This window comes from Streptomyces sp. NPDC030165 (assembly GCF_055573595.1).
Genome location: NZ_JBVIBD010000015.1, coordinates 194,714 through 215,820, shown reverse-complemented (window position 1 = coordinate 215,820; position 21,107 = coordinate 194,714). Strand labels below are relative to the sequence as shown.

Genomic DNA, 21,107 nt, shown 5'->3' with positions numbered 1-21,107 from the left:
TCGCCGCCGGGCCCGCCCTCTCAAGCCCCCGCCGCCCCTCCGGCCAGGTCGAGGGCCGCCGCGATCCGGGAGGCGACGTCCTCCGCGTACGCCGCGTCCGCGCGGTCGAAGGGGCGCCGCGAGGGGCCGCGCAGGAACGTCACCACGCCCAGCGTCCGCCCCCGGCTGCGCAGTACCACGCACAGGCCGTGCACGGTGCCGTCCGGCCACTTGCGGGCCGCGGCCCAGCCCTCCGCGATCGCCGGGCCCGCGCCGGCCCGTACCGAGCCGCACCGTTCCAGCGCCTGTGCGGCCGGGTGGCCCGCTCCGTAGGCCACCGGAATCCCGGTGGGCGGTACGGCCTCGGAAGGGCCGGGAGCGCCCGCGGGTGAGGCGATGGCCCGTACGAGCGTGGGCGCGTCCTCGGAGGGAGCTCCCAGGCCGCTGTCGGCACCTGTTTCACCCCCGCTGCCCACCACGTCGACCAGCCCGTGATCGGCGAATCCCGCCAGCGCGAAGTCCAGGTGGACCGCCGCCGCCTCCATCGGGTCCTCGCACTCCCCCGCGGCCCGGCCCGCCCGGTGCAGCTGCTGGGCGCGGAAGCGCAGCAGGGCGCCTTCCTGTTCCGTGCGCTTGGCCTCCGTGACGTCCTGGAAGAGCCAGCCGACGCCGAGCGGTACGGGCTCCTCCGTCAGGGGCGAGGCCAGCCGGACGAAGCCGCTGCGCCAGCACCGGCGGGTCTGTTCGGCCTCGTCGGACCGGAGCGTGACCCACAGTTCGGCGGCGGCGGGCGGGGTGCCTTCCGCGAGGACGTGTGTCAGGGCGCTCTCCAGCTCCTCCACGCCCTGGGTCAGCAGGTCGCCCAGCGGGCGCCCGAGGACGGCCGTGCGGCCCATACCGAGGGCGCGGGCGGCGTGCGCGTTGACGACGGCGGGCCGCAGGTCGGCGTCGACCAGCACCACGCCCCAGGAGGCGTCCACGAAGAGCGCCTCGCTCAGCGCGATGGAACGTTCCAGGTCGATCTGGGTGTGCACCTCGCTGAACGCGCAGTACACGCCCGCCGCCCGGCCGTCGGGTCCGAGCACCGCGGAGGACTGGGTACGCACCAGGACGCGGCGCCCGTCCTTCGTCAGCAGCGCGAACTCGTGGACCTGGCGCCCCGGGGAGCGGGACGCCGCCAGCAGGCGGGCCTCCACCTCGTCGGCGTCCTCCTTGCGGACCGCCCAGCCGGCCAGCCCGGGGCGGCCGACCGCCTCGTCCGCCGTCCAGCCGAGGATGCGTTCCGCCTCGCGGTTCCAGTGCGTGACCGAGCCGTCCGCGCCGAAGGCGCACAGCGCGGCGTCCATGCCGTCCAGCAGGGCGGCGAGCAGGCCGGAGTCGTCGCTGTCCGGCTGCGGGTCCGGGTCGGTGTCGGTACACGCGTCCGCGCGCGCGTCGTCCGGAGGCGGGCCGCCCCGGTCCGCCCCGCGGCCCGGTCCCCCGGGCGGTACGGGCTCGAAGCGGTGCGACGAGGACGACGATGACGATGACGACGATGACGACGAGGAGGACGACGAAGACGAAGCAGCCACTGGCACCCCCTACGAACGCGGCCGCACGTGCTGCACGCCGGATCATTCAACTGGAACGTGACCCGGGCCACACCCCATTCGCGGAAATCCCTGCGATCCCGGCCGCCGGAAATTCGGTTGTGCGGCCGCCGCACCGGTTCCTAGGGTGTGGGGCACACGAGAAGGGAGGTGGTTCGGCAGATGATTTCGCACCGGACGCGTGAGGTGGCTGCGGGCTAGCGGCCCGTCGTCGCACTCAGTGTGCAGCGCCGGACCAGCGCAGGAGACAGCTGCGCAGCCGGCCTATTCCCAGCAGTCACCCGACCCGCGGGCTGCCGGTTCGTCCGACCGGCCCCTTCGCGCCCCAGGCGCGGGGGAAGCAGCCCGCGGGTCGTCTGCGTCCGCGGGCGGGCAGGCGTAGCCGTACCCGCCGCCCGTCCGCCTTCGCGGGCACGGACGCGTAGCCGTACCCGCTCCTCCTCGGGGGCCGGACCCGCCGCGGCTCAGGGCGCGAGCCGTACGACGGACCAGCCGCCACCGTCCCCGCCCGCTTCCCGTTCGTACCGCAGCCGGTCGTGCAGGCGGTTCTCCCGGCCCTGCCAGAACTCGACGGCCTGCGCGACGACCCGTACGCCGCCCCAGTGCGGCGGCGCCGGCACCTGCTCGCCTTCGGGGTAGCGGGCCGCCAGGTCGTCGTAGGCGCGTTCCAGATCCGCGCGGGAGGCGACCGGTGCGGACTGGTCGCTGGCCCAGGCGCCGAGCTGGGAGCCGTGCGGGCGGGTGCGGAAGTACGCGGCGGTCTCGTCGCGGCCGATGCGGGCGGCCGTGCCGGTCACGATGACCTGGCGGGCCAGCGGGTGCCAGGGGAAGAGCAGCGAGACGTGCGGGTTCTCCGCCAGGTCGCGGCCCTTGCGGCTGCTGTAGTTGGTGAAGAAGACGAAGCCGTGCTCGTCGAACCGCTTGAGCAGTACGGTCCTTGAGCTGGGGCGGCCCGCCGCGTCAGCGGTCGAGACGACCATCGCGTTCGGCTCGTGCAGTCCGCTGGTGGCCGCTTCCTTGAACCAGCGCGCGAACTGGTCGTACGGGCTGGGGGCGAGTTCGGCCTCGGTGAGTCCCTCGGCGCGGTACTGCGCCCGCATGGCGGAGGGATCGAGCGGGTCCGGGGTGGGCGTGTCGGCGGAGTGCACGGCCACATCTTGCAGCATGCGGGCCTGTTGGGGCAGCCGGGTGGCAGGGAAGTCTGCCCTTGGACAGCGTGCCGTAACCCTTCCTTCAGCGAATCGTCCGGTGTGCCGGATCTCACGCTTCCCGGTACGTACCGGACCGGCCAGAATCGTGCCGCGAGCCACTGTGGCGCACGGTCGGCGCGGGATATCGTGTCCGCCCTGAAGTGATCGAAGTGAGATCGAAGTGACGTGCTCCGGGCGGGACGCCACGGGTGCCGGTCGGGTGACCAACGCCCGCGCGGGGCATGACGGGAGTGACCGGTACGGACCGCGAGCCGCAGGGGCGGCCGCGTAACCGGACCGGCGGCCCGGACCGGCCGTCCGATGCCCGGAGCGGCCCTCGGACCCGGCGGTCCACCCGAGCCGTCCGCCGCCCGGCCGCCGTGCCGGACTCCGGACGACGGCCACCGCGCCGCCGGCCCGAACCGCCCGACCCGACCAGCCTGACCTGACAGATCTTGAACGCACGGCATCTTGGTCATGAGCCGCATGTCGTCCACATCTTGAGGAGCCGCCTGATGTCCGACTTCGTACCCGGACTCGAAGGAGTCGTCGCGTTCGAGACGGAGATCGCCGAACCGGACAAGGAAGGCGGCGCGCTGCGCTACCGCGGTGTCGACATCGAGGACCTGGTCGGCAAGGTCTCCTTCGGGAACGTGTGGGGGCTGCTGGTCGACGGGTCGTTCAACCCGGGACTGCCGCCCGCCGAGCCGTTCCCGATCCCGGTCCACTCGGGTGACATCCGGGTGGACGTGCAGTCCGCGCTGGCCATGCTCGCGCCCGTATGGGGCCTGAAGCCGCTGCTGGACACGGACGAGCAGACCGCCCGTGACGAGCTGGCGCGGGCCGCGGTCATGGCCCTGTCGTACGTCGCGCAGTCGGCGCGCGGGCAGGGCCTGCCGATGGTGCCGCAGAAGGAGATCGACAAGGCCGGCACGATCGTCGAGCGCTTCATGAAGCGCTGGCGCGGTGAGCCGGACCCCAAGCACGTCGCGGCGGTGGACGCGTACTGGACCTCGGCGGCCGAGCACGGCATGAACGCGTCCACGTTCACCGCGCGTGTCATCGCCTCGACCGGCGCCGACGTGGCCGCCGCGCTGTCCGGCGCGGTCGGCGCGATGTCCGGGCCGCTGCACGGCGGGGCGCCGTCCCGGGTCCTCGGCATGATCGAGGAGATCGAGCGGACGGGGGACGCGACCGCGTACGTGAAGCAGGCGCTGGACCGCGGCGAGCGGCTGATGGGCTTCGGCCACCGGGTGTACCGGGCCGAGGACCCGCGGGCCCGGGTGCTGCGGCGCACCGCCCGGGAGCTGGGCGCGCCGCGTTTCGAGGTCGCGGAGGCGCTGGAGAAGGCCGCTCTGGAGGAGTTGCACAACCGGCGTCCGGACCGGGTGCTGGCGACGAACGTGGAGTTCTGGGCGGCGATCGTGCTGGACTTCGCGGAGGTCCCGGCGCACATGTTCACGTCGATGTTCACCTGTGCCCGTACGGCGGGCTGGAGCGCGCACATCCTGGAGCAGAAGCGCACGGGCCGCCTGGTCCGGCCGTCGGCCACGTACGTGGGCCCGGGGCCGCGCGGGCCGGAGTCGGTGGAGGGCTACACGCTGCCCGCGTGAGGGGCCGGGCGCTGCTGGCGCCGTACGGCGTCCTCGGTGACGGGCGTGAAGAGGTTGACCAGGTTGCCGTCGGGGTCCCGCAGGAGCAGGGAGCGGTTGCCCCACGGCATGGTCGTCGGCTGCTGGACGACGGCGCGGCCGAGGGTGGTCAGACGCCGGTGTTCCGCGTCCACGTCCGGGACGCGGAACTCGATGATCACCGTGTGGCCGGTGGCTGTCCGTGCGGTTGCCGCGCCGAACAGGGCCATCGTGCGGGTGCCCGCGATCGCCAGCGTGCAGGACGGCGTGCGCAGTTCGGCGAATTCGGGGGTCGCCCAGGCCGCCGGGACGCCGGTGACGCGTTCGTAGAACGCGACGAGACGGGCGACATCATCGGTGATCATGCGGAGCGAGACGAGGTTCATGAGCCGGCTTTCTGGCGTAGGGACATGCGTGGCGTGAGGAGATGCGTGGCGCAGGGCCATGCGCCCGGATCTGCGGGCTCCGCTCACGCTAGGGCCGATACCGGACAGGTTCCGCCCGGTATGCGCGGCAGACTTTCCGGGTGACCACTTCGACCACTGCCCGGGTGCTCGCCCTGCTGGAGATCCTTCAGGGCGGCGGCATCCGTACCGTGCCCGAGCTGGCCGCCCGCCTCGGCGTCGACGAGCGCACCGTCCGCCGCTACGTCGGCCACCTGCTGGACCTCGGCATCCCCGTCGATGCGGTGCGGGGCCGCTACGGCGGCTACCGGCTCGCCCCCGGCTACCGGATGCCCCCGCTGATGCTCACCGACGAGGAGGCCCTGGCCGTGCTGCTCGGCCTGCTCGCGGGGCAGCGCGGCGGGCCGGGCGCCGCTTCCGCGGCGGCCGGTGAGAGCGCCGCGGCGAAGGTGCGGCGGGTGCTGCCGGTGGCCCTGCGGCGGCGGCTGGAAGCGCTGCTGGAGACGGCCGACTTCACCGAGCGGCCCCGTCCCGCCGCCCCGCCGGAGGCGGCGGTGCTGCTCGAACTCGCCGAGGCCGTACGCCGGCGGCGGCCGGTGGCGTTCGCGTACACCGACCGCAAGGGCGGCGACAGCGCCCGTACGGTCCTGCCGTACGGTCTCGTGGCGCACTCCGGACGGTGGTACCTGACCGCTGCCGGCCGGGACGGCGAGCAGGTGCGGATCTTCCGGCTGGACCGGATCACTTCCGTCAGCGTGCTGTCCGGTTCGTTCGATGTTCCGGACGGCTTCGACCCGGCGGCGACCGTCCTCGGCCATCTCGCCCGCACGCCGTGGACCCATGACGTGTCGCTGCGCGTCCGCGGCAGCGTCGAGCACCTTCGCGGGCACCTTCCGGCCGGGATCGCCGCCCTCTCCGCTGACACGCCCGAATGGGTACGCGTCCGCATCCGGGCCGAGCGGCTGGACTGGATTCCTCCCGTACTGGCCGCGCTGGACCGCCCCTTCGTCATCGAGCGCCCCGCGGAGCTGCGCGACCTCGTCAGCGCGCTGGCCGGCCGCCTCGACACGTACGCCGCCGAGCCCTCCCCTTAGGCCCCGCCACCCGTCCCGTTCAGCACCGTGTCCAGGATGTGCGCCCACTGCGTCACCACACGGTCGCGGCGCGGCTTGTCGTCGGTGAGGAGGGTGGCGAGGCCGAGGCCCCGGGACATGTCGAGGAGGCCCTGTACGGTCTCGCGGACGCCGGTGACCGACTCGTCGGCGCCCAGCAGGCCGACCGCCGTACGGTGCGCCTCGCGGCCGACGCGGGCCTCCAGGGCGGTGACCCGGTCGCGGAGCGGCTCCTCGTCGGAGGCTGCCACCCACAGGTGCAGGGCGGCGCGGAAGAGGGGGCCCGTGTAGAGGCCGACGATCTCCTCAACGACGATGCGGGTGCGCGCGGCGGAGCCGGTGGGCGGCAGGTCGTGCGCCACCGCCTTGAGCGCGACCTGGCGCTTCTCCGCGACGTGTTCGACAGCGGCCGTGAACAGGTCCTCGCGGGTGCGGAAGTGGTGCTGGGCGGCCCCCCGCGAGACGCCCGCGCGTTCCGCGACGACCGCGACGGTGCTGCCGCTCCAGCCGCGTTCGGCGAGGCAGGAGACAGCCGCCTCCAGGAGGGCGCGGCGGGTGGCGCGGCTGCGTTCCTGCTGCGGTTCCTTGGCGGCGCGGGAGGAGGTCACCGTGCCCATGCCGGTTCCCGGCGCTGGAGGAAGGCGGTCATGCCCTCCCGGGCCTCGTCGGAGGCGAAGAGGCGGGCCGAGGTGTCGGCGAGGGCCGCCGTGTCGCGGTCGAAGACGCGCAGGACCTCCGCGGTGACCAGGGCCTTGGAGGCCGCCAGGCCCTGCGGTGAGCCCTTGCGGAGGCCGGCGAGGACCGGTTCCAGGGCGGCGTCCGGGTCGTCGGCGGCCAGCGTCACCAGGCCGGTACGGGCCGCCTCGGCGGCGTCGAAGCGCTCGCCGGTCAGGTAGTAGCGGGCGGCGGCGCGCGGGTCCATGCGGGGCAGCAGCGGCATGGAGATGACGGCGGGGGCGAGGCCGAGACGCGCCTCGGTGAAGGCGAAGGTGGCGCCGGGGCCCGCCACGGACACGTCGCAGGCGCCGAGGAGGCCGAGGCCGCCGGCCCGTACGTGGCCGGTGACCTTGGCGACGACGGGCTTGGGGAGTTCGATGACGGCGCGCAGGAGGCGGGCGAGGCCCAAGGGGCCGGAGGTGGGCGTGTCGCTTCCCGTGGCCGCTTGCTCCGTCGCCTCCGAGAGATCCGCGCCCGCACAGAACGTCGTCCCGGTGTGCGTGAGCAGCACGGCACGCGTGTCGTCGCTGGAGGCCACCGCCGCCAGCGCCGCGTGCAGTTCGCCCACCAGCCGCCGGGAGAGCGCATTGCGGTTGTGCGGAGAGTCGAGGGTGAGGGTGGTGACGCCCCGCTCGTGGGCGTGCCGTACCAGCGGGGCGTCCGGCGAGACTTCCGGCGTGGCGTCGGTCATGAGGCCGTGGAACTCCTTTCCCTGGCGCGCAGTTCGCGTCGCAGGATCTTGCCGGTGGCGGCGCGTGGCACGGCGTCCGTGAACTCCACCCGCCGTACTTTCTTGTACGGGGCGACCTGCCCGGCAACGTACGCGATGACGCCGTCCTCGGTGAGCCGGGCCCCCTGCTCGCCGTGCTGCCGTACGACGTACGCCTTGGGCACCTCGTTGCCGTCCGCGTCGGTGACCCCGATGACCGCGGCGTCCGCGATGCCCTCGTGGGTCAGCAGCACCGCTTCGAGGTCGGCCGGCGCGACCTGGTAGCCCTTGTACTTGATCAGCTCCTTGACGCGGTCGACGACGTGCAGCCAGCCGTCGGCGTCCACCCGGCCGATGTCGCCGGTGTGCAGCCAGCCGTCGGCGTCGATCATCGCGTCGGTCTCCGCGGACCGTCCGAGGTAGCCCTTCATGACCTGCGGGCCGCGGATGAGGATCTCGCCGCTCTCGCCGGTGCCCAGGTCCTTGTCGGCGTCGGTGGAGCGGATGCGCATCTCGGTGCCGGGCAGCAGTTTGCCGACCGTGCCGGGTGGCGGGTCGACGGCGCCGAGCGGTACGGCGTGGGTGCCGGGCGAGAGTTCGGTCATGCCGTACGCCTGCATGATGTACGGGAGGCCGAGGCGGCGGGCGCAGGCGCCGGCGAGCCGGGCGTCGAGCGGGGCCGCGGCGCTGACGACGTAGTCGAGCGAGGACAGGTCGTACTGGGTGACCGCCGGGTGCTTGGCGAGGGCCAGCACGATGGGCGGGGCCACGTACACCGCGTCGACCCGGTACTTCTCGATGGTGCGCAGGAAGTGTTCGAGGTCGAAGCGGGGCAGCACGACGACGGTGGAGCCGTTGCGCAGCGGGGCGTTCATCAGGGCGGTCAGCCCATAGATGTGGAAGAAGGGCAGCACCGCCAGGACGCGGTCGCCGGGGCCGCTGCTGATCAGCCGGTCCAGCTGGACGAGGTTGGTGGCGATGGAGCGGTGGGTGAGCATGACGCCCTTGGGCGTGCCGGTGGTGCCGGAGGAGTACGGCAGGACGGCCACGTCCTGGGCGGGGTCGAGGTGGACGGCGGGTTCGGGCGCGGTCGAGGCGAGCATGTCGCGGACGGAGCGGTGGCCCACGGCGCCGTCGCAGACGAACACCTCGGTGATGCCGCCCGCCTGTTCGGCGGCGCTGCGGGCGGTCTCCAGCAGCGGGGAGACGGTGACGATCCAGTTGGCGCCGGAGTCGCGCAGCTGCTGGGCGAACTCGCCTGAGGTGGACAGGGGGTGGACGGTGGTGACGGCGGCGCCGCAGCGGGAGGCGGCGTAGAAGACGGCCGGGTAGGCGATGGTGTTGGGGCTGTGCAGGGCGAGTACGTCACCGGGCCGGACCCCGGCGTCGGCGAGGGCGGCGGCGATCCGGCGGGTGGCGCCGTCGAGTTCGGCGTAGCTGACCGTGGTGCCGTCCTGGCCGTCGATCAGGGCGGGCAGCGCGGCGTGCTCGGTGGCCGACCGGCCCAGTACGGCTTCGTGGATCGGCAGATCCACCGGCGCGACATCGGCGTACTGACTGTGAAAGACCATGGCCATCCCCTCAGCAGCGGCGCTCGTCCGGGCCGGTCCGGGCCGCGGGCGGGCGTCTGTCCGTGTGCGTGCAGCATCGCGGCTGCCGGTGCGGTTGTCAGCACGGCGGCCGCGATGCGGCGCACCGCGGATCAGTACGACTTGGGCAGGCCGAGGCTCTGGTGGGAGACGTAGTTGAGGATCATCTCCCGGCTGACCGGCGCGATCCGTGCGACGCGGGCAGCGGTGATCAGTGTGGCGAGGCCGTACTCGTGGGTCAGGCCGTTGCCGCCGAGGGTGTGCACCGCCTGGTCCACGGCCTTCACGGCTGCTTCCGCGGCCGCGTACTTGGCCATGTTGGCGGCCTCGCCCGCGCCCATGTCGTCACCCGCGTCGTACAGGTGGGCGGCCTTCTGCATCATCAGGCGGGCGAGTTCCAGCTCGATGTGGACCTGCGCGAGGGGGTGGGCGACGGCCTGGTGGGCGCCGATGGGCTCCTTCCAGACCTGGCGGGTACGGGCGTAGTCCACGGCCCGCCCGACCGCGTAACGGCCCATACCGAGGGCGAACGCGGCGGTCATGATGCGCTCGGGGTTGAGCCCGGCGAAGAGCTGGAGCAGCCCCGCGTCCTCTCCCCCATGGCCTCCGGCGTGGGAGGTGCCCCCGCCCACCAGCGCGTCCGCCGGCAGCCGTACGTCGTCCAGCGTCAGTTCGAACTGCTTCTCCGGAGCGGCCAGTTCCATCGCGATCTGACGGCGGCCGAAGCCGGGGGTGTCGCGCGGGACGATGAACAGGCAGGCCTTGAGCTTGCCGGTACGGGCGTCCTCGGTGCGGCCGACGATGAGAGTGGCCTCGGCGATGTCCACGCCCGATATGAAGACCTTGCGCCCGTTGAGGACCCACTCGCCGGTGGCCGGGTCGCGGCGGGCGGTGGTGGTGATGCGGTGCGAGTTGGAGCCGGCGTCCGGCTCGGTGATGCCGAAGGCCATCTTGCGGGAGCCGTCGGCGAGGCCGGGCAGCCAGGTCCGCTTCTGCTCCTCGGTGCCGAAGCGGGCGATGACCGTGCCGCAGATGGCGGGTGAGACGACGAGCATGAGCAGCGGGCAGCCGGCCGCGCCCAGCTCCTCCAGCACGATGGAGAGTTCGGCGATGCCGCCGCCTCCGCCGCCGTACTCCTCGGGGAGGTTGACACCGAGGTAGCCCAGCTCGGCGGCCTCCGTCCAGAGTTCGTCGGTGTGCTGTCCCTCGGCGACGACGCGGGTGAAGTACTCGCGTCCGTAGCGCTTGCCGAGCGCGGCGACGGACGCGCGGAGGGCGCGGTGTTCCTCGGTCTCGATCACGGGGGTGCTCACGGGTACTCCTTCGAGGGGGAGCGCCGTCATGCGGTGACGACGGCCAGCGGCGTGCCGACCTCGACCTGCTGACCGGCCTTGACGTGCAGGGCGGTCAGCGTGCCGGAGGCGGGGGCGGTGATCTTGTGTTCCATCTTCATGGCTTCGAGCCAGAGCAGCGGGGCTCCGGCATCGACGCGGTCGCCCTCGGCCAGTCCTTCGGCGACCCGGACGACCGTGCCGGGCATGGGGGCCAGCAGGGAGCCCGGTTCGGTGCGGGCGGCGGGGTCGGGGAAGCGGGGCCGGGCGGTGAGGGTGCGGGAGGCCGCGGCGGAGTCGACGAAGACCTGGTCGCCGTACCGGGTGACGGCGAACTCCCGGCGCACACCGTCCACGTCCAGTACGACCCGGCCGGTCGCGGCCGACAGCAGCCGTACGCCGGGAAAGTCCTCGGTGAGCAGACCGTCGCGGCCGACGCGGTAGCGGATCTCGTGCTCGGTGCCGCCGCAGGCGTACGTCTTGGTCTGCGGCTGCGACGGCACGTTGCGGAACCCGCCGAAGCGGGACCGGCCGTGGGCGTCGGCGAGTGCGGCGGCCAGCGCGCACAGGCCGGTGGCCGTGGCGTCGGGGGCCGCCGTCAGCCCGTCCAGGTTGCGGTCGTAGAAACCGGTGTCCAGGCCGCTCGCGGTGGCGAATTCAGGGTGGCGCAGGGACCGTACGAGCAGGTCGCGATTGGTGACCGGGCCGTGCACGCGGGCCCGTTCCAGCGCGCCCGCCAGTTTCCGTACGGCCTCGGGACGGGTCGGCGCCCAGGCGATGACCTTGGCGAGCATCGGGTCGTAGTGCACACCGATGACGGCGCCGTCGGAGATGCCCGAGTCGAGGCGGACGCCCTCGGGCACGGAGAGGTGGTGCAGCGTCCCGGTCTGCGGCTGCCAGTCCGCCGCCGGGTCCTCCGCGTACAGCCGGGCCTCGACGGCGTGGCCGCGCGGCGCGGGCGGCTCGTCGGGCAGCGGCTCGCCCTCGGCCACCCGCAGCTGGAGGGCCACCAGATCCACCCCGTACACGGCCTCGGTGACCGGGTGCTCGACCTGGAGGCGGGTGTTCATCTCCAGGAAGTGGGCGTGGCCGGTGGCGGAGACGAGGAATTCGACGGTGCCCGCGCCGCGGTAGCCGATGGTGCGGGCGGCGTCGGCCGCGGCGGTGTGCAGGGTGGCGCGCAGGCCGTCGGAGAGCCCGGGCGCGGGGGCTTCCTCGACGACTTTCTGGTGGCGGCGCTGGAGGGAGCAGTCGCGGGTGCCGAGTGTCCAGACCGTGCCGTGCGTGTCGGCGAGGATCTGCACCTCGACGTGGCGGCCGCCGACGACGTACGGCTCGGCGAAGACCTCACCGTCCCCGAAGGCCGCGGCGGCCTCGGCCCGCGCCGCCGCCAGTTCGCCCGCCAGGTCCGCCAGTTCCCGTACGACACGCATGCCACGGCCGCCGCCGCCCGCCGCCGCCTTCACCAGCAGCGGCAGGTCGGCGTCGGTGACCCGGTCCGGGTCGACGGGCGCGAGCAGCGGCACTCCGGCTGCCGCCATCAGTGCCTTGGCGCGCGTCTTGGAGGCCATCGCCTCGATGGCGGCGGGCGGCGGTCCGACCCAGGTCAGGCCCGCGTCGCTGACGGCGGCGGCGAAACCGGCGTTCTCGGAGAGGAAGCCGTACCCGGGGTGGACGGCGTCGGCACCGGCGGCCTGCGCGGCCTTCACGATCAGGTCGCCGCGCAGATAGGTGTCGGCGGGGGCGCTGCCCGGGAGGCGGACGGCGGCGTCGGCTTCCCGGACGTGCGGCGCGTCGGCGTCCGCGTCGGAGTACACGGCCACCGTGGTGATGCCCAGCTCCCGGCAGGTGCGGAAGACGCGGCGGGCGATCTCGCCACGGTTGGCGACGAGGAGGGAAGAGATCACTGGTTCCTCACATCCGGAAGACGCCGAAGCCGCCGCGCGCGCCCTCGACGGGGGCGGTGTGCACGGCGGACAGGCACAGGCCGAGGACGGTTCGGGTGTCGCGCGGGTCGATGACGCCGTCGTCGTACAGGCGCCCGGACAGGAACACCGGCAGCGACTCGGACTCGATCTGCTGCTCGACCATGGCGCGCAGCCCGGCGTCCGCCTCGTCGTCGTACGGCTGTCCCTTGGCGGTGGCGGAGGCGCGGGCGACGATCGACAGCACCCCCGCGAGCTGCTGCGGGCCCATCACGGCGGACTTCGCGCTGGGCCAGGCGAACAGGAAGCGCGGGTCGTAGGCGCGGCCGCACATGCCGTAATGCCCGGCACCGTACGAAGCACCCATCAACACCGACAGGTGCGGAACCTTCGAATTGGACACCGCGTTGATCATCTGCGCGCCGTGCTTGATGATGCCGCCCTGCTCGTACTCCTTGCCGACCATGTAGCCGGTGGTGTTGTGCAGGAAGACCAGCGGGATGTCGCGCTGGTTGGCCAGCTGGATGAACTGCGCCGCCTTCTGCGACTCCTCACTGAACAGCACGCCCCGGGCGTTGGCGAGGACGCCGACCGGGTAGCCGTGCAGCCGGGCCCACCCGGTCGTCAGCGAGGGCCCGTACAGCGGTTTGAACTCGTCGAAGTCCGAGCCGTCCACGATGCGGGCGATGACCTCGCGCGGGTCGAAGGGCGTCTTGAGGTCGCCGGGAATGATGCCCAGCAGCTCGTCCTCGTCGTACTCGGGCGGCGCGGCATGCTCCGGATGCGGATGCGCCTTCTGCCAGTTCAGACGGGCGACGACGCGGCGGGCCCGCCGCAGCGCGTCCGGCTCGTCCACGGCGAAGTGGTCGGCGAGTCCCGAGGTACGGGCGTGCATCTCGGCGCCGCCCAGCGACTCGTCGTCGCTCTCCTCGCCGGTGGCCATCTTGACCAGCGGCGGTCCGCCGAGGAAGACCTTCGCCCGCTCCTTGACCATGATCACGTGGTCGGACATGCCGGGGATGTACGCGCCGCCGGCGGTCGAGTTGCCGAAGACCACGGCGACGGTGGGGATGCCGGCGGCGGACAGCCGGGTGATGTCCTTGAACAGCGCGCCGCCCGGAATGAAGATCTCCTTCTGGCTGGGCAGGTCCGCGCCGCCCGACTCCACCAGCGACACGACGGGCAGCCGGTTGGCGAAGGCGATCTCGTTGGCGCGCAGGGCCTTCTTCAGCGTCCAGGGATTGGAGGCGCCGCCGCGTACGGTCGGGTCGTTGGCGGTGACCAGGCACTCCACGCCCTCGATGACACCGATGCCGGTGACCAGCGAGGCGCCCACCGGGTAGTCGCTGCCCCAGGCGGCCAGCGGCGACAGTTCGAGGAACGGCGTGTCGGGGTCGAGGAGCAGCTCGATGCGCTCGCGGGCGAGCAGCTTGCCGCGCTTGCGGTGCCGCTCGACGTACTTCTCGCCGCCCCCGCCGATGGCCTTGGCGTGCTCGGCCTCGATCTCCGTCAGCTTGGCGAGCATCGCCTCGCGGTTGGCCGCGTACTCGGGCCCTGCCGGGTCCAGTCGGCTGCCCAGCACGGTCACAGCAACACCTCCGGTATGTCCAGGTGACGGGCGCGCAGCCACTCCCCCAGGGCCTTGGCCTGCGGGTCGAAGCGGGCCTGCGCGGCGACGCCCGCGCCGAGCAGGCCGTCGATCACGAAGTTCAGAGACCGCAGGTTGGGCAGCACATGGCGGGTGACGGGCAGGTCTCCGGCCTCCGGGAGCAATGCGCGCAGCCGCTCCTCGGTCAGCTCGTGCGCCAGCCAGCGCCAGGCCGCGTCCGTACGGGCCCACACGCCGACGTTCGCCGAGCCCCCCTTGTCGCCGCTGCGGGCCCCGGCCACCAGGCCGAGGGGCGCGCGGCGCGTCCGGCCACCGTGCGCGAGGGGTTCGGGGAGCGCGGGCTCGGGAAGCGGCGTCAACGCACGGGTCTGAGCAGGTGGCGGCACCTCCACTCGGCTGCCGTCCGGGAGCACGGCGAGGTGCGGCACCTCCGTCCCGGCCACGTACTCCGCTTCGAACACGCCGTACGGCTCGCCCTTGCCCGGCGGCGCCGTCACATGGAACCCGGGCACACTGCCCAGAGCCAGTTCGACGGCGGCCCCGCTGACCACCCGGCCCACCGCCTCCTGCTCGGCGTCCCGCACCACCAGCCGCAGCAGCGCGCTCGCCTCCTCCTGAACAGCGGCATCCGCGTGATCGGTCCGGGCCAGCGACCACTCCACCGTCGCCGGACGGCGCTTCGCCGCGTCGAAGGCCGTTTCCATCTGCTCCCGGACGAGCGCGGCCTTGGCCTCGATGTCCAGGCCCGTCAGCACGAACGTGACCGCGTTGCGCCAGCCGCCGATACGGGTCAGGCCGACCTTCAGCGTCGGCGGCGGCGCCTCACCGCGTACGCCGTCGATACGCACCCGGTCCGGTCCGTCCTGCGTCAGCCGTACGGTGTCCAGCCGGGCGGTGACGTCCGGGCCCGCGTAGCGCGCGCCGGCCGTCTCGTACAGGAGCTGGGCGGTGACCGTGCCGGTGGTCACCGCGCCGCCCGTACCGGGGTGCTTGGTGATCACCGAGGAGCCGTCGGCGGCGATCTCGGCGAGCGGGAAGCCGGGGCGGCGCACGTCGTGGGCGGCGAAGAAGGAGTAGTTGCCGCCGGTGGCCTGGGTGCCGCACTCCAGGACGTGGCCCGCGACGACCGCGCCCGCCAGCCGGTCGTGATCGGTCGGCGCCCAGCCGAAGTGGGCCGCCGCCACCCCGCTGACCAGGGCGGCGTCGGTGACCCGACCGGTCACGACCACGTCGGCACCGGCCCGCAGACACGCGGCGATGCCCCCGCCGCCCAGGTAGGCGTTGGCGGTCAGCACACCCTCGCGCCCGCCGTACCGGTCCACGAGGTCGTCACCCACCACATGCGCCACCCGGACCGGCACCCCGACCCGCTCCGCCAGTTCCCGCACGGCGTCGGCCAGCCCGGCCGGATTGAGCCCTCCCGCATTGGCAACAACCCGCACCCCACGCTCGACGGCCAGCCCGAGACCGTCCTCCAACTGCCGCAGGAAGGTCTTCGCGTAGCCGCGCACGGGGTCCCTGAGCCGGTCGCGGCCCAGGATCAGCATGGTCAGCTCGGCGAGGTAGTCACCGGTCAGCACGTCGAGCGGGCCGCCGGTGAGCATCTCGCGTACGGCATCGAAGCGATCACCGTAAAAGCCGGACGCGTTACCGACACGCAGCACCTCGCCGCTCACAGGGAGCCCTCCCGCCCACCACGCCCACCCGGCTCGCGCCCCTTGCCGGGCGGACCGGCGAACGCCTGCGCGATGCCCAGCCAGCGGTCGGCGTCCGCCCCTTCGGCCCGTACGTCCACGTCGTCGCGGTGAGCACGCTGGGTCACCAGCAGGCAGAAGCCAAGGGCATCACCGGTCACCCGCTGCGCAGCACCCTCCGGGCCGTACGCCCAGGTGCCCCCGCCGGGAGCGCGCAGCTCGACCCTGAACTCCTCCTCCGGAACGGCCAGTCCGTGAGCCGCAAACGCGAAGTCCCGCGCCCGCACACCGATCCGAGCCACGTGCCGCAGCCGCACAGTGGGCTCACGCGTCACCCCGAGCGCGTCGGCGATGTCCTGGCCGTGCGCCCAGGTCTCCATCAGCCGTCCCGTGGCCATGGAAGCGGTGTTCATCGCCGTACCGAACCACGGCAGCTTGTCCCCGGCGGTCCGCGTGGCAAGAGCCTCGTACAACTCGCCCCGACCCGTCCGCCAGCGCGCCAACAGCTCGGCGGGCGGCGCCTGCGCTTCCTCCACCGCGCCCTCGTCCACGAAGGTGGCAGGCGCGGCCAGGGCCCGCTGGACCGCTTCCTGAAAGGCGACGGGGTCTGTCGCGGACAGCAGGGCCTGCCGGTCGGTCCAGGCCAGGTGCCCGATCTGATGGGCGACGGTCCACCCCTCGGCCGGCGTCGCCAGCGCCCACCGCTCCGGCGCCAGCCCGCCGACCAGGGCATCGAGCGCGTCCCCTTCGTCCCTCAGGTCCGCCAGTACGGTATCGGCGTCGGACACGCGGCGCTCCCCTCGTCGGCCATCTGCCCTACGGGCAGGGCACGTTGACTGATGCGGTGCGGTCCGAGCGTGACAGCGCCGGGGGAAACAATCAAGCACGCATGCATGATTTTTTGGAAGGGGGGTGCGGACGGACGGCCCCAACGGAGGGCCGCAGGCCGGAAGGTGGCCGAGGCGCCGAGCCGGGAAACGTCGCACCACCCCCAACCGAGCCATGCGCATCTCGCTCCCGGCCACAGGCGTGATCGAGATTCAGCCACATTCAAGAACACAGCCCGACATGCTTCAATTCCCCTTTCCGCATACGCCAGGATGCTAAATCAAACGCGGTTACGTCGTCTTGCAGGGGGGCAATCGGAGCGCCCGAGAAGTTATCGAGACAGCGGACGGCGGGTACTTGAATTTCTTGAATCCTGGACGGCGATCCCGCCCCGGCTGCGAAGGTCGACGGCCCCTGAGGCGCCGCCACTTCGATACCCGGCAGCCTGCCCAGGCAGAGTACAGTCCCACTGCACGGGGCACCTGCACCCGCGCCCACCAGCGCAGTAGTCGACCGGGGCCTGTCCAGGCCGCGCGCGACCGAGCAGAATTCGGCATGCGCAATTCGCGCGTCGACATTCCAGAGCATTGGCGCGAGTGGCTGGCCCGTTCGACGTTCGATCACTTCATAATTGCGGCGGCACCCAAGAGCCGCGCTACAGGGCGAGCAACTACCAGCGAAGCGGCGGCTGGAGCAGCACCATCCGGGACTGGAGGGTCGGCAACGAGTCGCGGCACTGGGATGACGAGGGTTCCATCACCGTCACCTTTCAAGGATGTGACCCGGTGGGCTTGAAGAGCGTCGGTGTCCGGATGCGGGAAGACGTGAGCTGGAATCCGGACCCGACGCTCGGCCTGAAGACGTTCACCCAGTGCACGAAGCCCTTCCCCGGCAACTTCAGCAAGGGAACGCGGAGTGATCCTGTCGCCGCCCGGGCCCTGCGGTCACGCCGACCGGTAGGGTTCAGGCGGCGCGCTCCACTCCGTCCGTTCAAGGCGGAAATGACGTACGAGGCCGGGGTGACTCACCCATCGGCCGCAGGCAAAAGGAGGTTGGGTGCGGCTTTGGAGCCGGGTTCGTTCCAGTAGCGCGCTGTGGGCGGCACCGTTCGTCGTGGCCATTCCGGTTCTTTACTACATCGGCGGTGCAAGCAAACCGGTGGGCGAGGTGTACGGGTACGCCCCCACGGTGGTCTCCGCGCCTTTGTACGCGGCCTATGCCTTCGCCTACGCGGCCGTCGCGGCGCTGGCGGCGTGGGAGAGCGGCAAGCTGAAGGAAGCGGGCGTCCGGTGGCTGGCTCCAGCCCGCAGCCGGTACCGGATCGCCGCCGGTGTGCTGTCGCCGGTGGTTGTTCTGGGCTGGCTGACGGTGATCCTTCCGGTCACCGTGGCCCTGGTGGACTACGGGGTGTGGCCCAGCGAGCTGAGCCTGCGGCCGGTGTGGCTGGCCATGGTGGTGTGCCTGGCGCACGCCGTGATCGGTTTCGCCGCCGGGCAGTGGATGCCCAAGGCCATCGCCGCTCCGGTGCTGGCCATCGGCGTATGGGTGGCCGTCAGTTACAGCGTCACCCTGGACCCCCCGTGGCTCCGCAACGTCTCCGGCGCGTTCTTCAACAAGCTGATGCTCGGGGAAGCCGTCCCCTACCGGGTGCTGCTGCCTCATGTCCTGCTGACCGGCAGCATCGCGCTCGCCCTCGCCCTGGGGTGGGCGCGCCTGGGCAGGGCCGTCCAGCGTACGGTCCTGGCCCTGGCGGTGGTCGCCGCCGGCAGCGGGACCGCCTGCGCGATGGCCGCTGACTGGGGCTACACCCCGCCTCTTCTGGCCGACCAGGCACCCATGGCCTGTTCAGGCCACGCACCACGGGTGTGCGTTCCGCGGACGCTGAGCGGATCTTTGGAGCCGGCCCGGCGCGAAGTGGCCGAGGTGATCGGAACGTTCGGCGCCGCGGGGGTCAGGCTCACCCCCGCACTGGTCAGCGACAATCTCACCCAGGGGCGCCATGCGGGCGAGCGGCCCTCCACGGCGCGCACCTGGCGCCCGCCGCTCACCGCCGCAGCCCGAGGAGGACAGCTGCGGTACGCGGTCACCGTGGCAGCCGTCGTTCCTCCGTGTCCCCGCCCCGACCCGGCACGGATGCTGGCCGCGACACTGTGGGCGACCGGCCTGACAGGGACTCAGCAGGACCTGCGCAAGGACATTGTCACCGACAGCACGGGCGCGCCCGACGAAATGGCCGTACGGGACCGGGCCGAACAGACCTACCTCAAGGCCCGGGAACTGCCCGAGGACCAGCAGGCGGCGTGGTACCGGGCGACGCTGCGCGCCGCGTGCCCTGCGGGATCGTGATGACCCGGTGCGGTGTGTGGTGGTGGGCCAGAGCCCGCCGTCTGTGGGCCCTGGACATGGCGCTGGCCGCCTTCACAGCGCTGGTGGCCGCCACCCAGCAGGGTGCCGCAGTCCCGATCCTGTCTCTCCTGTCCGCCGTGTCGGTACCCGTGCAGCTGCTGTTGTTCGCTCCTGTGCCCGTCGTGGCGGCTCTGGGGTGGTGCCTGGACAACCGGCTGCCGGAAGCCGAGGCCGTCGCGGTACGGCCGGTACGGCTGACCGATACGGCGCTGGCCGCCGCCACCGGCGTCCTGACCGTGGCGGTCACCCTGGTGCTCGCCGCAGCGTCCGATTCGGCGACGGCCGTCGCCGCGGGACGCGACACCTGCTTCTTGGCCGGCCTCATGCTGTGCCTGCGGCCCGTGCTGGGCCAGGGCGCGGTGATGACCGGGCCCGCCTGGCTGGCCGTCGCCGTCTTCTTCGGCTTCACTCCCGACGGCGCCTTGTACCGCTGGACGATCGTCGGCCACCCTGCGTCATCCGTCCCCTCCCTGGCCGTCACCACGCTGACCCTCGCCGCCGGCCTGGCCGTGCTGGCACGACCTACGCGGAAATCTCCATGACCCTGGAACTGTCCGACTGCACCTACCGCTACCGCCGCCGTCGTTCCGCCGTACTGGACGGCCTCACCTACCGGCTTCCGGACGGGCTGACCGTGCTGCTCGGCGCCAACGGGGCGGGCAAGTCAACCCTGCTGCGGCTCGCGGCTTCCGTCACCCGCCCGGAAAGCGGGACCGTGTCCCTCGACGGACTGCGCGCGGGAACCACCCCGTACCGGCGAGCCGTCGCCTGGATGCCGCAGTCCATCACCGCGATGCACGGCCTGACCGCACGCGAACAGGTCGCCTACTGCGGCTGGCTCAAAGGCATGTCGAACAAACGCGCCTGGGAGAAGGCGGCCCAGGCACTGGACGCCGTCGGCCTGAGCGACCGGTCCGGCACGAAGACGACGGAGCTGTCGGGCGGCCAGCTCCGACGCCTCGGCGTGGCCGGCGCGCTCGTCCACGACGCCCGCGTGCTCCTCCTGGACGAGCCGACCGCCGGCATGGACCCCCGCCAGCGCCGCGTCTTCCGCGACCTGTTGAACCGGGTCACCCGCTCCGGTGTCCGCGTACTGATGTCCACCCACGACGTCGCCGACCTCGCCGAGGAAGCCGACCACGTCACCGTCCTGGTGCAAGGCCGCATCGCCCACAGCGGGCCCACCCGCACCTTCCTCGCCCACGCCCCGACCGGCACCCCGCCCGGACGCGCCGCCGAGGCCGCCTACAGCGCCCTCGTGGAGGCCATCGGCGGCAGCACGTCACCGTGACGCGTCACGCGACACCGCTTCAGCGAACGCCGTCCTACCCCCTGCTCGTACTCCGCACCGCCCCCACACTCGCCGACACCACCAGCCCGATCGCCACCACCTCCGCCCAGCCCAGCGCCTGGTGCAGGACCAGGAAGCCGGCCAGCGCCCCGGCGGCCGGTTCCAGGCTCATCATGACGGCGAAGCCGGAGGCCGGGAGTTTGCGCAGGGCGAGCAGTTCGAGGGTGTACGGCGTGACCGAGGACAGCAGGGCGACGGCGGCGCCCAGCCCGATCGTGACCGGGTCGAGGAGTGCCGTACCGGCGGTGGAGATGCCGAGCGGGAGGCTCAGCACGGCCGCCACGGACATCGCCAGGGCCAGGCCGTCCGCCTGCGGGAAGCGCTGTCCGGTGCGGGAGGAGAGCAGGATGTACGCGGCCCACAGGGTGCCCGCCGACAGTGCCAGCCCGGCGCCGAGCGGGTCCAGTCCGTCGAAGCCCTCCCGGCCGAGCAGGGTCACGCCGCCCAGTGCGAGCGCCGCCCACAGCAGGCTCAGCGCGCGTCGTGAGGTGATCACCGAGAGGACCAGCGGGCCCATGAACTCCAGGGTGACGGCGGCGCCCAGCGGGATGCGGTCGATCGCCTCGTAGAAGAGCGAGTTCATGGCGACCAGGGCAACGCCGAAGGCGAGGATCGTGGCCCAGTCGCCCCGGGTGTAGCCGCGCATCCTCGGCCGGCAGACGGCCATCAGTACGAGCGCGGCGACGACCAGCCGGAGGGTGACCACGCCGAGCGCGCCGGCCCGGGGGAAGAGCAGCACCGCGACCGAGGCGCCGAACTGCAGCGAGATGATCCCGCCGATGACCAGCGCCACGGACACCATGTGCCCGCCCGCGGCCGCGTCCTTCTCGGCGGCCCGTACCTCGGGCGAGGCCGGCACCGCTTCGGGGCCCCGGACCGCCGCGGGCCCCCGGACCGCCGCGGAGCCCCGGGCCGCCTCGGGAACCGGGCCCGGTTCCGGAACCGGAGGTACGGACGGCAGGCTGCTGGGCTCGTGGCGCGACTCGTTCACACGCCCACGCTACGGCCCGCCTCCCGCACCGTGAAATACGGATTTCCACCTG

The 21,107-nt window shown here is 72.8% G+C and carries 17 protein-coding genes; 5 read left to right on the top strand and 12 right to left on the bottom strand.

The features are described 5' to 3' along the window. Positions 1-20 precede the first annotated feature (20 nt). A complete protein-coding gene (locus tag ACZ4Z1_RS27090) occupies positions 21-1,349 on the bottom strand; it encodes a PAS domain-containing protein (RefSeq protein WP_468489268.1) in 1,329 nt (442 codons plus the stop codon). Positions 1,350-2,032: 683 nt separating this feature from the next. Beyond that, positions 2,033-2,734: a pyridoxamine 5'-phosphate oxidase gene (gene pdxH, locus ACZ4Z1_RS27085; RefSeq protein ID WP_468489215.1), complete on the bottom strand. Its 702-nt coding sequence runs from the start codon at positions 2,732-2,734 to the stop codon at positions 2,033-2,035. A 539-nt stretch (positions 2,735-3,273) separates the two neighbouring features. Between pdxH and ACZ4Z1_RS27080 the strand changes: the two genes are divergently transcribed. Next, a complete protein-coding gene (locus ACZ4Z1_RS27080) occupies positions 3,274-4,371 on the top strand; it encodes a citrate synthase 2 (RefSeq protein WP_468489214.1) in 1,098 nt (365 codons plus the stop codon). On the opposite strand, the gene ACZ4Z1_RS27075 is transcribed toward ACZ4Z1_RS27080, so the two are convergent. Continuing rightward, on the bottom strand, positions 4,353-4,775 hold the full coding sequence (locus ACZ4Z1_RS27075) for a VOC family protein (RefSeq protein ID WP_468489213.1): 423 nt from the start codon (positions 4,773-4,775) through the stop codon (positions 4,353-4,355). The two genes, ACZ4Z1_RS27080 and ACZ4Z1_RS27075, sit on opposite strands and share 19 nt — an antisense overlap. A gap of 140 nt (positions 4,776-4,915) precedes the next feature. Here ACZ4Z1_RS27075 and ACZ4Z1_RS27070 point away from each other — a divergent pair, with 140 nt between their 5' ends. Next, positions 4,916-5,887 carry a helix-turn-helix transcriptional regulator gene (locus ACZ4Z1_RS27070; RefSeq protein WP_468489212.1) on the top strand — a complete coding sequence of 324 codons (972 nt, stop codon included), beginning with the start codon at positions 4,916-4,918 and terminating at the stop codon, positions 5,885-5,887. Here ACZ4Z1_RS27070 and ACZ4Z1_RS27065 read toward each other — a convergent pair. The 8 genes from ACZ4Z1_RS27065 to ACZ4Z1_RS27030 all read right to left on the bottom strand — a co-directional run bounded on the left by ACZ4Z1_RS27065 (position 5,884) and on the right by ACZ4Z1_RS27030 (position 16,267). Next, entirely contained in the window at positions 5,884-6,522 is a 639-nt protein-coding gene (locus ACZ4Z1_RS27065; protein ID WP_468489211.1) for a TetR/AcrR family transcriptional regulator, read from the bottom strand. The genes ACZ4Z1_RS27070 and ACZ4Z1_RS27065 overlap by 4 nt on opposite strands. Continuing rightward, entirely contained in the window at positions 6,510-7,313 is an 804-nt protein-coding gene (locus tag ACZ4Z1_RS27060; RefSeq protein WP_468489210.1) for an enoyl-CoA hydratase family protein, read from the bottom strand. Before ACZ4Z1_RS27060 ends, ACZ4Z1_RS27065 begins: the two co-directional genes overlap by 13 nt. After that, complete coding sequence (locus tag ACZ4Z1_RS27055) at positions 7,310-8,902, bottom strand: 4-coumarate--CoA ligase family protein (RefSeq protein WP_468489209.1); 1,593 nt, start codon at positions 8,900-8,902, stop codon at positions 7,310-7,312. The genes ACZ4Z1_RS27060 and ACZ4Z1_RS27055 overlap by 4 nt, the downstream gene beginning before the upstream one ends. A 131-nt stretch (positions 8,903-9,033) precedes the next feature. Further along, on the bottom strand, positions 9,034-10,263 hold the full coding sequence (locus ACZ4Z1_RS27050) for an acyl-CoA dehydrogenase family protein (RefSeq protein ID WP_468489208.1): 1,230 nt from the start codon (positions 10,261-10,263) through the stop codon (positions 9,034-9,036). Beyond that, positions 10,260-12,158 (bottom strand): acetyl/propionyl/methylcrotonyl-CoA carboxylase subunit alpha, encoded by a 1,899-nt coding sequence (locus ACZ4Z1_RS27045; RefSeq protein ID WP_468489207.1) that lies wholly within the window; start codon positions 12,156-12,158, stop codon positions 10,260-10,262. Before ACZ4Z1_RS27045 ends, ACZ4Z1_RS27050 begins: the two co-directional genes overlap by 4 nt. A 7-nt stretch (positions 12,159-12,165) precedes the next feature. Continuing rightward, positions 12,166-13,764, bottom strand: a complete 1,599-nt coding sequence (locus tag ACZ4Z1_RS27040; protein WP_468489206.1) for an acyl-CoA carboxylase subunit beta — start codon at positions 13,762-13,764, stop codon at positions 12,166-12,168. After that, positions 13,761-15,461 (bottom strand): acyclic terpene utilization AtuA family protein, encoded by a 1,701-nt coding sequence (locus ACZ4Z1_RS27035; RefSeq protein ID WP_468489205.1) that lies wholly within the window; start codon positions 15,459-15,461, stop codon positions 13,761-13,763. Before ACZ4Z1_RS27035 ends, ACZ4Z1_RS27040 begins: the two co-directional genes overlap by 4 nt. After that, the gene (locus ACZ4Z1_RS27030) at positions 15,458-16,267 is read right to left on the bottom strand and encodes a TIGR03084 family metal-binding protein (RefSeq protein ID WP_468489204.1); all 810 of its coding nucleotides are present in this window, start codon (positions 16,265-16,267) and stop codon (positions 15,458-15,460) included. The genes ACZ4Z1_RS27035 and ACZ4Z1_RS27030 overlap by 4 nt, the downstream gene beginning before the upstream one ends. Positions 16,268-17,420: 1,153 nt before the next feature. Here ACZ4Z1_RS27030 and ACZ4Z1_RS27025 point away from each other — a divergent pair. Genes ACZ4Z1_RS27025 through ACZ4Z1_RS27015 form a run of 3 tightly spaced genes read left to right on the top strand, consistent with a single transcriptional unit; the run spans position 17,421 to position 20,004 of the window. After that, positions 17,421-18,653, top strand: a complete 1,233-nt coding sequence (locus ACZ4Z1_RS27025) for a hypothetical protein (protein ID WP_468489203.1) — start codon at positions 17,421-17,423, stop codon at positions 18,651-18,653. Further along, complete coding sequence (locus tag ACZ4Z1_RS27020) at positions 18,650-19,255, top strand: hypothetical protein (protein WP_468489202.1); 606 nt, start codon at positions 18,650-18,652, stop codon at positions 19,253-19,255. The genes ACZ4Z1_RS27025 and ACZ4Z1_RS27020 overlap by 4 nt, the downstream gene beginning before the upstream one ends. After that, entirely contained in the window at positions 19,252-20,004 is a 753-nt protein-coding gene (locus ACZ4Z1_RS27015) for an ATP-binding cassette domain-containing protein (RefSeq protein WP_468489201.1), read from the top strand. Before ACZ4Z1_RS27020 ends, ACZ4Z1_RS27015 begins: the two co-directional genes overlap by 4 nt. A gap of 34 nt (positions 20,005-20,038) precedes the next feature. On the opposite strand, the gene ACZ4Z1_RS27010 is transcribed toward ACZ4Z1_RS27015, so the two are convergent. Then, positions 20,039-20,923, bottom strand: coding sequence for an EamA family transporter (locus tag ACZ4Z1_RS27010; RefSeq protein ID WP_468489267.1), 885 nt, complete (start codon positions 20,921-20,923; stop codon positions 20,039-20,041). Between the last annotated feature and the right edge of the window lie 184 nt (positions 20,924-21,107).

Excerpts from the sequence above, each read along its gene's own strand:
- ACZ4Z1_RS27055 (WP_468489209.1), bottom strand. The coding sequence starts at position 8,902 with ATGGTCTTTCACAGTCAGTACGCCGATGTCGCGCCGGTGGATCTGCCG.
- ACZ4Z1_RS27050 (WP_468489208.1), bottom strand. The coding sequence starts at position 10,263 with ATGACGGCGCTCCCCCTCGAAGGAGTACCCGTGAGCACCCCCGTGATC.
- ACZ4Z1_RS27080 (WP_468489214.1), top strand. The coding sequence starts at position 3,274 with ATGTCCGACTTCGTACCCGGACTCGAAGGAGTCGTCGCGTTCGAGACG.
- ACZ4Z1_RS27065 (WP_468489211.1), bottom strand. The coding sequence starts at position 6,522 with ATGGGCACGGTGACCTCCTCCCGCGCCGCCAAGGAACCGCAGCAGGAA.
- ACZ4Z1_RS27015 (WP_468489201.1), top strand. The coding sequence starts at position 19,252 with ATGACCCTGGAACTGTCCGACTGCACCTACCGCTACCGCCGCCGTCGT.
- ACZ4Z1_RS27075 (WP_468489213.1), bottom strand. The coding sequence starts at position 4,775 with ATGAACCTCGTCTCGCTCCGCATGATCACCGATGATGTCGCCCGTCTC.
- pdxH (WP_468489215.1), bottom strand. The coding sequence starts at position 2,734 with ATGCTGCAAGATGTGGCCGTGCACTCCGCCGACACGCCCACCCCGGAC.
- ACZ4Z1_RS27060 (WP_468489210.1), bottom strand. The coding sequence starts at position 7,313 with ATGACCGACGCCACGCCGGAAGTCTCGCCGGACGCCCCGCTGGTACGG.